Consider the following 13320-nt stretch of genomic DNA (forward strand, 5'->3'; position numbering starts at 1 on the left):
ATCCTTTATAGTGAAGTTTTTCTCCCGATGTAACAGTGTCACCGATTTTGAAATTACCAGTATCAGGTATACCAACAATATCACCAGGGTAGGCTTCATCAATAATAGATTTCTTTTCGGCCATAAATGCAGTTGGGCTCGAAAACTTCATGTTTTTACCTTGTCGTACGTGAAGGTAATTGGTGTTACGCTGAAATTTTCCCGAACAGATTTTTAAAAAGGCTAATCGGTTACGGTGATTAGGATCCATATTGGCATGAATCTTAAAAACAAAACCAGTCATCTTTTCTTCTTCTGCATTTACCAGTCGCTCTTCAGACTGTGAAGGTTGTGGTGAAGGAGCTATCTTAAGAAAACACTGCAATAATTCTTTAACCCCGAAATTATTAAGCGCACTACCAAAAAATACAGGTGCGACCTCTGCATCCATATAAGTCTGAGATTCAAATTCAGGATATACGCCATTTACCAGTTCCAATTCCTCACGCATCATATCTGCCGAATCTTCACCAATCTGATCATCAATTGTTTTGTCGCTTAAATCCTGAATTGCAATGCCTTCTTCTAACACCTGCTTGCCGGGTTCAAAAAGGTATAAACTCTCGTCAAACAGATTATAGACTCCTTTAAACTGAGGACCATTACCGATTGGCCAGCTTAAGGGGCGAACTTTAATTTTTAGTTCTTCTTCTACTTCATCCAGCAGGTCAAAAGGATCTTTACTCGGGCGATCGAGTTTATTGATAAAAACAATTACAGGTGTGTTTCTCATCCGGCAAACTTCCATCAACTTACGAGTTTGTGCCTCAACACCTTTAGCAGCATCCACAACAATGATTACACTATCAACGGCCGTTAGTGTGCGAAAAGTATCTTCTGCAAAATCCTGGTGACCAGGAGTATCCAAAATGTTTACTTTATAACCATCGTATTCAAAGCCCATTACTGATGTGGCGACCGAAATACCCCTTTGTTTTTCAATCTCCATAAAATCTGATGTGGCTGTCTTTTTTATCTTATTTGATTTTACTGCACCTGCCACATGGATTGCACCACCAAATAACAGTAGTTTTTCCGTAAGTGTTGTTTTACCCGCATCCGGGTGACTAATTATGGCAAATGTTCGTCTTCTGTTTATTTCCTCAATAAAACCCATTGTCCTTCAATTTTGAAGCTGCAAAGTTAAACATTCAAGGCAAATTCATGTTTACCAGTAATAGAATTGTTTAATTAAATTTAATGCGTGTTTTTGCTTTAGTTTAGAGATATTTTTTAATTTTTGCTTCTGAATTAAAAGCAAAATTACACAGACAGTTAAATCTTTATAAAGATCAATTATTATGGGCTGGACGAATTACCACGGACATTGTGAGTATTGTGATGGACAAGAGAAGATCGAGGAGTATATTACTAAAGCAATAGAGTTAAAAATGAACACTATCGGGATATCGTCTCATGCACCAGTTCCCTTTCCAACAGATTGGAATATGCCCGCATTTAAGCTAAATGATTATCTCGAAGAAGTTGAAAGCCTGAAAAAGAAGTATAAAGATCAGATTAATGTATACAAATCGCTTGAAGTAGATTACATACCGGGGCTGGCTTCACCAAAAGCTGAAATGATAATACAAGCCAACTTAGATTATACAGTAGGTTCAGTTCATTTTATCGGGCAGATGAATGATGGAACACATTGGGCTGTTGATGCGCCTGCAGATGAATTTTTAAAGGGACTGGAAGAAACTTTTAATGGTGATATAAAAAGGGCAGCAAAGCGTTATTATGAACTGCAACGAGAGATGATTGAGCTTGGAACACCTGACATCATTGGACATATGGACAAGGTTAAAATGCACAACAAGGCTTTTAAGCTCTTTAATGAAAGTGACCAATGGTATATTGATGAAGTCAATAAAACCCTTGAATTAATAAAAGAGAAAGGTGTGATTGTGGAAATCAATACAAAAGCTTATTACCGTGATGGACATTTATTCCCAGGACCAGAGCATTTTGGAAAGATTAAAGAATTGAATATTCCAATTACCATTAATAGCGATGCGCATCATCCTGATCGTTTAACCAATGCATTTTCTGAAGTAGCACAAATGTTGATTGAAGCTGGTTTTACACATACCACAGAGCTTGTAGAAGGAGAATGGAAAGAAGTAATTTTAAGCCCAGAAGGGATATTGGTAAACGCCTAAGAGCTGTATTAGGAAAGTACATCTTTTTAAAAGAAAAATCTCGCAATACACCAATATAATGTAATGCGAGAGTATAAGATAAGAAGTTAGAAAAGTATGACTGTCAGGTTTTGACGATCATACTTTTTTTATGGTTATAACGGAATGTTTCCGTGTTTCTTCAATGGTGCCGATTCACTCTTGTTTTGCGTCATTTCCAATGCCTGAATCAGTTTAAAACGGGTATCTTTTGGTAAGATAATTTCATCTACATAACCTAATTCAGCGGCACGGTATGGATTCGCGAAGTTTTCACGATAATCATCAACACGTTCAGTTTTAGCAATTTCATCAGTTTCACCACGGAAAATGATATTTACTGCTCCTTCTGGCCCCATAACGGCTATCTCAGCAGTTGGATAAGCAAAATTAATGTCTGCCATCAAATGTTTTGAAGCCATCACATCATAAGCACCACCATATGCCTTTCTTGTAATAACAGTGATCTTTGGTACTGTAGCTTCGGCATAAGCATAAAGAAGTTTAGCACCATGCTTAATAATACCACCATATTCCTGAACTGTACCTGGTAAAAATCCGGGAACATCTACAAAAGTCACAACAGGAATGTTAAAGGCATCACAGAAACGCACAAAACGAGCTCCTTTAGCCGATGATTCAATATCTAACACACCAGCCAGGTAGTTTGGTTGATTGGCTACAATCCCAACTGTACGACCAGCCATACGGCCAAAGCCTGTGATAATATTTTGTGCATAATGTGGCATCACCTCAAAAAAGTGCTTGTTGTCAACTACAGACCCAATCACATCATGCATATCGTATGGTTTGTTAGGATCGGCAGGTATCAATTCCTGAAGTTCTTCATTCTCACGGCGGATATCATCAGTGGTAGGCATTACAGGAGGATCTTCCATATTGTTTGAAGGAATAAAGCTCAGTAATTCACGGATCATCATTAAAGTTTGTTCGTCATCATCAGCCATAAAATGAGCAACACCACTCTTGGCATTATGAGTCATGGCACCTCCCAGCTCTTCTTTGGTAACTTCTTCGTGTGTAACAGTTTTAATTACATCGGGCCCGGTAACGAACATATAACTGGAATCCTTTACCATAAAGATAAAGTCGGTGAGGGCAGGAGAGTACACTGCACCACCGGCACATGGTCCCATAATTGCTGAAATTTGAGGAATAACTCCCGATGCTTTTACGTTAAGATAAAAGATATCACCGTAGCCTGCCAGACTCTGAACACCTTCCTGGATACGTGCACCACCTGAATCATTTAATCCAATTAAAGGGGCGCCCATTTTTAATGCTAATTTTGATACTTTGATAATTTTATCGGCATTTGTACGACTAAGTGAGCCGCCAAAAACCGTAAAATCCTGAGCGAATACATACACCAGTCGGCCATCTACCTTGCCATATCCGGTTATAAATCCATCACCCGGAAAATGGGTTTTATCCATACCAAAATTGGTACAACGGTGTTTCACTAATTTATCCAGCTCAACAAATGTTCCTGCATCCAGAAAAATTTCAATACGCTCACGGGCTGTCAATTTGCCACCCTTATGTTGCTTTTCTATACGTGCTTCTCCGCCACCAGCTTCGGCCTCACGGTTACGCTCTTCAAACTTCTTATATTTTTCTACTAAACTTTGCATGTTTCTGATTAATAGGTTATTCAATTTCAATTAATGGTTGATGACCTTCAACGGCATCGCCTTCAGCAACGTGTATACTCTTAATAACTCCATCAATGGCACTTTTGTATTCACTTTCCATTTTCATTGCTGAAACAACGATTACGGTTTGTCCCTTCTCAACCGTATCGCCTATATTAACTGGTACTTTGACAATTTTGCCAGGCATAGGTGTGGAAATAACATTATTATCTCCATCTAATCCGGATTTAGAGGCCTTACGATAGCGTCGGGCTGCATCAATTACTTCAATTTCGTAATAATTACTAATGGTGTTGACTTTGTATTCATTTAGACTGTCACCTTCAATCATCTCCATGTTAATCGATTGTCCATCAACTAAAATAGAATAGGTGTCGGATTCAACTTTCAAAAGATCGAGATCATAAATACGACCATCAATATCAACTTTGTATTTGGAGCCATCCTGCTCAAGAATATTTATTCTGGCTCGGCGTGTATCTATCTTTAATTCTATTGGCATAACACTTGATTTAAAGTCGTAAAATATTCTTACGGCGTGCATATTCTTTCCACGCCGACTGGTTTGGAGTAGCCACATTTGTTTTATCGGCAGCCTCTTTCAACTTTTGGGTATAATCAAGGTAAGCCACAAACAAAGCGATATCTTCACAATAATCAATGCAATCATCTTCTTCAGTCATTAAAAACTCCATATTGTTTTCAATGAAATGCGTATCGTAATCACCATCAACAAAATCCTTTGCTTCCATAATACGAGCAACGAATGGGATAGAGGTTTTTACACCAGTGATTTTGTATTCATATAAAGCTCGTTTCATTCGATCAATAGCTTCTTTCCTGGTAGGTGCCCACGATATTAATTTAGAGATCATCGGGTCATAATGGTATGGGATCTCATAACCCTCATAAACATAGCCATCTGTTCTCATTCCTAACCCCATGGGTTCGGTAATATTTTTTACAACGCCCGGACAAGGCATAAAGTTATTTTGATGATCCTCTGCATAAATACGGCACTCAATGGCATGTCCGTTTTGTTTTAAATCCTCTTGTTTGAATTCCAAAGGCAAGCTATTTGCCACATTAATTTGTGCTTTAACTAGGTCAACTCCTGTGGTACGCTCTGTAATAGGATGTTCAACCTGCAAACGGGTATTCATTTCCAGGAAGTAAAAGTTGAGTTTGTTATCAACAAGGAATTCAACGGTTCCGGCACCTACATAATTAACTGATTTAGCAGCTGCAATAGCCTGTTCTCCCATTTTATTCCTTAACTCAGGTGTCATCAGTGGCGAAGGTGTTTCTTCAACAACCTTTTGGTGGCGACGCTGAACAGAGCATTCACGCTCAAAGAGGTGAACATAGTTACCATGCTGGTCTGCCATAATCTGGAATTCGATATGGTGAGGAGATTCGATATACTTCTCAATATAAACCGCATCATCACCAAAGGCAGATCGTGCTTCTGACTTTGCCATTTCGTAGGAATTAACCAAATCCTTTTCCTCACGAACTAAACGCATACCTTTTCCACCGCCACCTGCACTGGCTTTAAGCATCACAGGGTAACCAATTTGTGCAGCTACACTTTTGAGCTTTTTAGGGTCGTTTATGTTTTCTTTCGTTCCCGGAACAACGGGTACTCCAGAGTCAATCATCAACTGGCGAGCAGTCAATTTATCACCCATGGTATTAATGGCATGAATTGATGGCCCGATAAAGATGATTCCGGCTTTATTTACTTCTTCAGCAAACAAGGCGTTTTCAGATAAGAAACCATAACCGGGATGAATTGCATCTGCTTTGGAAACTTTAGCAACTTCCAGAATTTTTTTGATATTAAGATAGCTTTCGGTTGAGGCAGCCGGCCCAACGCAATGGGCTTCATCCGCATACCTGACATGCATAGCTGTTCTGTCAGCTTCTGAAAAAATAGCTACCGAGCGAATACCCATCTCGCGGCATGAACGCATAACGCGCACAGCAATTTCGCCTCGGTTAGCAACTAATACTTTTTTAATCATAATGGAATAAAGATTTCATTAATAAAAAATTAGAAGTCAAAATGTTTAATCTAACACTAAAAGACCTTTAATTCCGGGATGCAAAAAAGGTGATTTTTGTCAAACTACCAAACGCTTTGAGTAATTTGTGTGGAATGATTATAAATAAGGATGCTGCTAAACACCCTGAAACGTTGATGGTTTATTAAGTGTATATTTGCTATTGAAAAAACTTAATTTTTAACTGTTATGCTTAAGAAAAAGGTAGAAGAAATACTGGTTAATCAAATTGAAAAAGAAGCTTACTCATCTAATTTATATTTGGCAATGGCTGTTTGGGCCGACACCAATGGTTATGAAGGCACAGCAAATTGGTTATATGCACAGGCTGAAGAAGAACGTTTGCACATGATGAAATTTATCAAATATGTAAACGAACGTGGTGGGAAAGCTATTATTCCTTCCATAGAACAGCCACCTTCAGATTATAAGGATATTAAGGCTGTATTTGCCAAAGTATATGAGCATGAGCAATATGTTACTGAACTTATCAGTGGAATTGTAGGAGTTTGTTTAGATGAAAAAGATTTTACAACTCATAATTGGATTCAATGGTTTGTAACTGAGCAAATCGAAGAAGAAGCATCAGTTGCAGCAATTAATGATAAGTTGAAATTATTAGGAGATCACAACCTGTATATGTTTGATCGTGACATTATGGGAATGCGCGGACAAGTGCCTGCAAGTGCTGAATAAATAACTAAAAGTAATAAGAAAAAGCCGGCTATTTTGATATGCCGGCTTTTTCTATTATATGAATTGTGATGTAATAAGCATTAGTGTCTGATCGACTTCATAATCTGCTCTTCTTTGGATATTTCATCTCCAGATAATGTTATAGCGGTTTCTATTTTTGCTAAATGTGAATAGGCCTGTGGGAAATTACCTAATAAGCGACGTGTTTTAAAGTCCAGATCTTCGCTAAATAATCCCAAATGATTGGAGCAAGCTAACAAGGCCTCAAATTTCTTTGTTGCCTCATCCTTCAAGCCAATTTTATATAAGCTGTTAATCAACCAGAAAGAGCAGATGGTGAATGCTGATTGCGGTTCACCAAAATCATCTTCGTTTTTGTATCGGAACATTAACCCATCGTGTTCTAATTCCTTTTGAATGGCCAATACGGTTTTCTTATAACGCTGGTCATCTGCCTTAATAAAACCATACGATTCCATTAGAAGCACTGCTGCATCAAGATCGTTCGAGCCATAAGATTGCGTAAATGTATGCTTATCTTCTGACCAGGCATTTTCATGAATATCAGCAGCAATTTTCTCTTCCAATTGTTTCCAGGCCGCGGCGTAGGTATCGCATTTTAACAGCTGAGCAATCTTCCTGGCACGGTCAATTGCTACCCAACACAGCACCTTGCTAAAGGTAAAATGTTTTCCTTCACTTCTGATTTCCCAAATACCTTTATCGGGTTCTTGCCAGTTCTCGTCAACAACCTTTACAATGTTACGAACAATGGTCCATAAATCTTCGCTGTTACCCAATGTTGACTTAAAAAGTTCAAAGTATTGAAGGATAACATCCATCAAGATACCATAGATGTCGTTTTGTTTCTGTACATAGGCTGCATTGCCAATACGAACAGGCTTGCTTCCTTCATAACCATTCAGATGTTCCAGCTCAATTTCATGAAGGTTCTTCTCTCCATGAATACCATACATGATCTGCATCTTTTCGCCCTTATCTGGCATCAGGTTGATGATGAAATTGAGATAGCGTTCCGCAATTCGTTCATGCCCTAATTGTGTCATGATTTTCACTACCATTGAAGCATCCCTGATCCAACAAAAACGATAATCCCAATTACGAACCTCACCAATTGTTTCTGGAAGTGAAGTTGTTAAGGCAGCTAGAATAGCACCCGACTTTTGGTAATTAAGTAACTTAAGAGTTAAAGCACTCCTGTTAATTTCTTCATCGTACTTTTTAAAGGTGGTGGTCTTATCCGACCAATTTAACCAGTATACTTTTGTTCGCTGCAGTTTTAAATAAGAGCGATCGGTAGATTGCTGCAATAGCTTTTGATTATAGCTCAGCAGCAAATATTCATTCTGCTTAATGGTAACAGGAAGCTTATCCTTAATACTTTTTTTATCAAAAGAAGAGTACAAATATACAGAATCATACTCTCCATTAGTGGTATATGCCTTCAGGTATTCTCCATTAACATCAATAACCGTATCGGGTTGTGCATATTCTAATTTAGGCTCAAAATTAATAACAACATTTATTTCCCCTGATATATGTTTGATATACCTGACAATATCAGGTGGAGTGTAATATACACCATCTTCGTTACGGTATCGTGGCATAAAGTCGTGTAACTCAAAAATACCTGTGGTACATGTAAATCTGGTAACTAATATATTCGTTCTGGGAATGTAAAATTGTTCTGTTTCATACTCCTCAGTTGGCCTAACCCTAAAAAATCCGCCTTTCTCATCATCCAATATCTTAGCAAATGTAGATGGTGAGGCAAAATGAGGTAAACATAGCCATTCAACTGAACCGGTTTTTGATACTAATGCTGCGCTTCTGCAGTTTCCTATGATACCGTAATCAAGGTTTTTCATACGCTAATCAATAATGCTAATTCTCAAATTCTTCAATATAAATAAGCCAAAATATCATTGAGAAATGTATATTTGCTTAGTACTGCAAAAAAAGAGGTATTTTTTAAATAATACTACTTTTTGTAGTTTTCTTTTAAAAAATCATTGACAAGATAGTTGTAAATTCTTCAAGATCTGTAATATAACACAACGTGTTAGCAGATTGTCAGATAATAAATTAAATTTAAACCTATGTCGAGACTTCATATTGTGGCCAACAGATTGCCATATAGTTTAACCAAAAAGGAAAAAGGATTTGATTTAACAGAAAGTGTTGGAGGACTCGCTACCGGCATGAAATCGGTATATACCGAGTATGGAGGAAAGTGGATTGGATGGTCGGGTGTTAATTCAGATGATTTATCTGAGGATGAAAGCGCTGAAATCGATAATCTTTTAATGGAGAAGAGCTGTGTTACTGTACCTCTCAGCGAACAAGAAATCCTTGAATACTATGAAGGGTTCAGTAATAAAACAGTATGGCCCTTGTTTCATTATTTTACTCAATATGTAGATTATTCACCCGAAAATTGGGAGACATACAAGCGGGTTAACCAACGATTTGCCGATCGTGTTCTTGAAGTTGCTGAAGACGGAGATACAGTGTGGGTGCACGATTATCAACTGTTGTTGGTTCCTGAAATGATCAAATCGATTAAACCAAATGTAACAGTGGGTTTCTTCCTGCATATCCCTTTTCCATCTTATGAGGTATTTCGAATTTTACCATGGAGAATGGAGTTATTGAAGGGAATGCTTGGAGCGGATTTATTGGGCTTTCATATATATGATTATGAGCGTCACTTTCTCAGTTCGGTGCGTCGTTTGTACGGTTATGAAATTGCATTCAATGAAATTCATGCTGAAGATCGTATTATCAAAGCAGATTCGTTCCCAATGGGTATTGATTACGAAAAGTTTCAGAAGACTTCTGCTAAGGTGATGCAGAAAACAATTCAGGAGCGTTCTGATTTACATAAAGAATTGGAGAAATACTTTATGACGTCGCCTGACCGTCGACTTATTCTTTCTATTGACCGCCTCGATTATACTAAAGGGATCCCTCAACGCCTTAAAGCGTTCCGTAAATTCATGGAGAAATACCCTGAATTTCATGGTCAGGTAACATTAGTAATGTTAGCTGTACCAAGTCGAGGGCAGGTAGAAGAGTACATGATGTTAAAGAAAGAAGTAGACGAGTTGGTGGGGAATATCAATGGTACTTATGGCAATATTAACTATACACCTGTTTGGTATTTCTACAGAGCCATGCCTTTCGAAAATCTGGTCGAACTTTATAACATGTCTGATGTGGCATTAATCACACCTCTCCGTGATGGTATGAACCTGGTAGCTAAAGAATATGTTGCATCTCGTGGTAACCAAACCGGAGTTATCGTACTCAGTGAGATGGCTGGCGTATCACAGGAAATGGGAGAGGCCATCACGATTAATCCAATTAATGAAGATGAAATAGCTGAGGCCTTGCATAGGGCATTAACAATGCCGCTTGAAGAACAAAAGGTACGTATGGGCCATCTGCAGGAGCGAATTCAGCGTTATTCGGTTTTTAAATGGGCTGGTGAATTTGTTGACGCATTAGAGAATGTGAAACGTATCCAAAAAGAGTTTCTCGTGAAGAAAATAAGCACCAGTGTTTTCAATGAGTTGAATCAGAAGTACACCAATGCTGCTAAAAGAGCAATATTCCTTGATTATGACGGGACTCTGACACCCTTTCATAAGAATCCGCAGGAAGCCACTCCAAATGAAGAGCTTTATTCGATCTTAAACAGATTGATAGCAGATAAGAAGAACACAGTCACTATTATCAGTGGTCGTGATCGTTATACTCTGGAGAAATGGTTTGCTGATGTACCAATCAACTTAATCTGTGAACACGGTGTTTGGTTGCGCAAATATGGCGAGGATTGGCAAACATTAACCAATGTTAATAATGATTGGATGCCAGTAATTCGTCCGGTTTTAGAGCGTTTCGTTGATCGGACACCAGGATCATTTATCGAAGAGAAGAACTATTCACTTGTTTGGCACTATCGCAAAGCTGAACCAGATCAAAGTGTAATTCGAGCTAATGAATTGAAGGATGAGCTGTTGGATTTGGTAGGTAATCTTAACCTGGAGATAATGGAAGGAAGTAAGGTTATCGAAGTGAAGAGTGGCGGTATCAACAAAGGAATAGCTGCAAATCAATTTATTCATAATGAGTCCTTTGATTATTTGATGGCCATGGGGGATGACTGGACTGATGAATATATGTTTAAGGAACTGCCAAGTGAAGCAATTACTGTTAAAGTTGGTATACAACGTACGAGTGCCAACTATAAACTGGAGTCAGTTGAAGCAGTAAGGAAGTTCCTAAAGAGTTTGGGAGATTAACATGAAAGTCAAAAAGTAAAACGGCGCATGTAACAAACATGCGCCGTTTTACTTTTATAATTAATCAGCTATTGCCATCCTCCTCCAAGAGCTTGGTAAAGCTGAATGTATGCTTCCAATAAATCTTGTCTGTTACCGGTTAATAACATTTGCGCATCAAAAGCTTGTCGCTGACTTTCCAGAAATTCAATGTAACTGGCAATACCCTTATCATAGCGATCGCCTGATAAGGTGGCGGCCTCCATTGCTGCTTCAACATGTTCCTTTATAGCAGTTTCTTCTTCCTTTAAAGTTTCAATTGTATACAAGGCATCTTCCACTTCTCTGAAAGCATTCAGTACCGTATTCTCATATTGGTATACTGCAGCTTGTGTTCTTGCTTTTTCAGCTTTTACGCGGTTTTTATTCTTACCCCATTGAAAAATAGGCCCCAATAAACTACCACTGATATTCCAGGCAGGGTCTCCTGAAGTTAAGGTACTTAAATCATCACTGGCTAAACCAAACATACCAGTAAGGCTAAGAGATGGAAGTCTGGCTGCTTGAGCCACACCTACTAATGCATTTTGAGCAATTAATTCCTGTTCTGCCACCATTATATCAGGTCGTCTGTTAAGTAAATCAGATGGAATACCAGCAGGGATTTTAGGAACCGCAGTATATGTATCCAGCTTGTTTTCAAAATTGTGTAACTGAGGATTTTCACCTATCAGAACACTTAGTAGATTTTCAGATTGTGCAACACCACGCTTATATACGGGAATAGCAGTGGCCGCAATGGCCTTTTGTATACGCGAGTGGTTGACATCAATGGCAGGAATGATCCCTGCTTCAAACCGTTCCTGGAGAATCAGGTATGAACTATCCCGGATGGCATATGTTTGCTCAGCTATAAGTGTTCTTGTTTGAAACTCCATTATCTGAAAGTAGGTAGTGGCAACTGTTGTAATTAACGATAAACGCAACGAGTTTAAACCATATTCAGATGCCAGATATTGAGCACGTGCAGATTCATTCATTCTTCTTAGCTTGCCCCAAAAGTCTATTTCCCAGCTGGCCTGCCCAATGAAACTGAATGCATTGGTAGGTTCTGGTAATTTGAAAGCCTGAAAGTTACCTCTTCCAGCTGTTCCAGAGTAATTCAGCTGAGGCAACAAATCGGCTTTTTGAATGGCAAGCTGTAAGCGGGCAGCTTCAACATTTTGTGCTGTAGCTAATAAATCTTTATTGTTTCTAAGTGCTTTTTGAATTAATGTATCCAATACAGGATCATTAAATAGCTGCCACCACTTTAATGATTCGTTATAAGTTGTATCATCATAGGCAAAAATAAAGCTCTGAGGCATTTCTATCTCAGGTCTGGAATAATTCTTACCCATCTTACAACTGCTAATCACAAAAGCCAGTAATGCAATTGATAGTATGTATTTGATCATTTTCATTCTTCTTCTTTCTTTTGGTTAGCTAAGGCTCTCTTTTCTTCGTATTTGGCTATTTTTCCAATAAAGACAAATAGCATCGGATACATTACAACGCCCAGAACTGTAGCTACAGTCATACCGCCAAGCAATGCCATTCCCATAACCTTTCGGGCTTCAGCTCCAGCACCTGATGCTACAACTAAAGGCAATACCCCTAGGATAAATGAGAAAGCTGTCATTAGAATTGGTCTGAAACGTAAGCGGGCCGATTCAATTGCTGCATCAAATAAACTCATGCCTTCATCAAATTTGATCTTTGCAAATTCAACAATCAGAATAGCGTTTTTGGCTGCCATAGCAATCAGCATTACAAGCGATATCTGCATAAAAACATTATTCTCAAAAGTCGGGCTTATAAAGCGAGCCAGCATAACAAAAATCATCGCACCAAGAACAGCAAAAGGAGTTCCCAGCAGAATACTGAAAGGTAATGACCAGCTTTCGTATTGAGCTGCCAGAATCAGAAAAACAAAGATTAAAGCAAAAACAAAAACTATATTACCTGATCCACTTGCTTTTTTCTCCTGGTAAGACATATCTGCCCACTCAAAACCCATTCCCGGAGGTAAAACCTCATTTGCTACCTCCTCCAAAGCGTTTAATGCCTGAGCCGAGGAGAAACCTTGCGCAGGAGTACCAGTAATGGATACCGAACGATAGAGATTAAAGCGATTGGTGAAATCGGCACCTGAGTTTTTTTCAACAGTCACTAAAGAGGATAGAGGTAAGCTTTCGCCATCTTTGTTCTTGACATAGAACATATTCAGTTGTTCTCCATCTTGTCTGAATTCAGGTGCAGCTTGCAAGTAGGCTTTGTATAACCTTCCGAACCGATTAAAATCATTGATATA

10 protein-coding genes are annotated in these 13320 nt (G+C 38.6%); 3 read left to right on the forward strand and 7 right to left on the reverse strand.

The annotated features are described in order from the left end of the window. Positions 1-1156, reverse strand: a 1156-nt coding sequence (locus tag AC4MRQ_RS21070) for a peptide chain release factor 3 (protein ID WP_491199699.1), incomplete at its 3' end; no start/stop codon positions are given. A 184-nt stretch (positions 1157-1340) separates the two neighbouring features. Here AC4MRQ_RS21070 and AC4MRQ_RS21075 point away from each other — a divergent pair. Then, positions 1341-2204 (forward strand): histidinol-phosphatase, encoded by an 864-nt coding sequence (locus AC4MRQ_RS21075; RefSeq protein ID WP_491199700.1) that lies wholly within the window; start codon positions 1341-1343, stop codon positions 2202-2204. A 134-nt stretch (positions 2205-2338) separates the two neighbouring features. Here AC4MRQ_RS21075 and AC4MRQ_RS21080 read toward each other — a convergent pair whose 3' ends face one another. Genes AC4MRQ_RS21080 through accC form a run of 3 tightly spaced genes read right to left on the reverse strand, consistent with a single transcriptional unit; the run spans position 2339 to position 5925 of the window. After that, entirely contained in the window at positions 2339-3877 is a 1539-nt protein-coding gene (locus AC4MRQ_RS21080) for an acyl-CoA carboxylase subunit beta (RefSeq protein ID WP_491199701.1), read from the reverse strand. 16 nt (positions 3878-3893) lie between these two features. After that, complete coding sequence (locus tag AC4MRQ_RS21085; protein WP_491199702.1) at positions 3894-4400, reverse strand: biotin/lipoyl-containing protein; 507 nt, start codon at positions 4398-4400, stop codon at positions 3894-3896. Between the two features lie 10 nt (positions 4401-4410). Then, positions 4411-5925 (reverse strand): acetyl-CoA carboxylase biotin carboxylase subunit, encoded by a 1515-nt coding sequence (gene accC / locus AC4MRQ_RS21090; protein ID WP_491199703.1) that lies wholly within the window; start codon positions 5923-5925, stop codon positions 4411-4413. Between the two features lie 228 nt (positions 5926-6153). On the opposite strand from accC, the gene AC4MRQ_RS21095 reads away from it, so the two are divergent. After that, complete coding sequence (locus AC4MRQ_RS21095) at positions 6154-6660, forward strand: ferritin (protein WP_491199704.1); 507 nt, start codon at positions 6154-6156, stop codon at positions 6658-6660. 80 nt (positions 6661-6740) lie between these two features. On the opposite strand, the gene AC4MRQ_RS21100 is transcribed toward AC4MRQ_RS21095, so the two are convergent. Continuing rightward, positions 6741-8549, reverse strand: coding sequence for a glycoside hydrolase family 15 protein (locus AC4MRQ_RS21100; RefSeq protein ID WP_491199705.1), 1809 nt, complete (start codon positions 8547-8549; stop codon positions 6741-6743). Positions 8550-8780: 231 nt separating this feature from the next. Between AC4MRQ_RS21100 and AC4MRQ_RS21105 the strand changes: the two genes are divergently transcribed. Beyond that, entirely contained in the window at positions 8781-10988 is a 2208-nt protein-coding gene (locus AC4MRQ_RS21105) for a bifunctional alpha,alpha-trehalose-phosphate synthase (UDP-forming)/trehalose-phosphatase (RefSeq protein WP_491199706.1), read from the forward strand. 68 nt (positions 10989-11056) lie between these two features. Here AC4MRQ_RS21105 and AC4MRQ_RS21110 read toward each other — a convergent pair whose 3' ends face one another. Both AC4MRQ_RS21110 and AC4MRQ_RS21115 read right to left on the reverse strand, forming a co-directional pair. Next, entirely contained in the window at positions 11057-12430 is a 1374-nt protein-coding gene (locus AC4MRQ_RS21110; RefSeq protein ID WP_491199707.1) for an efflux transporter outer membrane subunit, read from the reverse strand. Continuing rightward, the coding region (locus AC4MRQ_RS21115) for an efflux RND transporter permease subunit (protein ID WP_491199708.1) at positions 12427-13320 on the reverse strand (894 nt) is incomplete at its 5' end. The genes AC4MRQ_RS21115 and AC4MRQ_RS21110, both read right to left, overlap by 4 nt.

The organism is Carboxylicivirga sp. (assembly GCF_982718395.1).

Bases quoted from the DNA above. Each gene is read 5' to 3' on its own strand.
- AC4MRQ_RS21085 (WP_491199702.1), bottom strand. From the start codon at position 4,400: ATGCCAATAGAATTAAAGATAGATACACGCCGAGCCAGAATAAATATT.
- AC4MRQ_RS21095 (WP_491199704.1), top strand. From the start codon at position 6,154: ATGCTTAAGAAAAAGGTAGAAGAAATACTGGTTAATCAAATTGAAAAA.
- AC4MRQ_RS21100 (WP_491199705.1), bottom strand. From the start codon at position 8,549: ATGAAAAACCTTGATTACGGTATCATAGGAAACTGCAGAAGCGCAGCA.
- AC4MRQ_RS21075 (WP_491199700.1), top strand. From the start codon at position 1,341: ATGGGCTGGACGAATTACCACGGACATTGTGAGTATTGTGATGGACAA.
- AC4MRQ_RS21110 (WP_491199707.1), bottom strand. From the start codon at position 12,430: ATGAAAATGATCAAATACATACTATCAATTGCATTACTGGCTTTTGTG.
- AC4MRQ_RS21080 (WP_491199701.1), bottom strand. From the start codon at position 3,877: ATGCAAAGTTTAGTAGAAAAATATAAGAAGTTTGAAGAGCGTAACCGT.
- AC4MRQ_RS21105 (WP_491199706.1), top strand. From the start codon at position 8,781: ATGTCGAGACTTCATATTGTGGCCAACAGATTGCCATATAGTTTAACC.
- accC (WP_491199703.1), bottom strand. From the start codon at position 5,925: ATGATTAAAAAAGTATTAGTTGCTAACCGAGGCGAAATTGCTGTGCGC.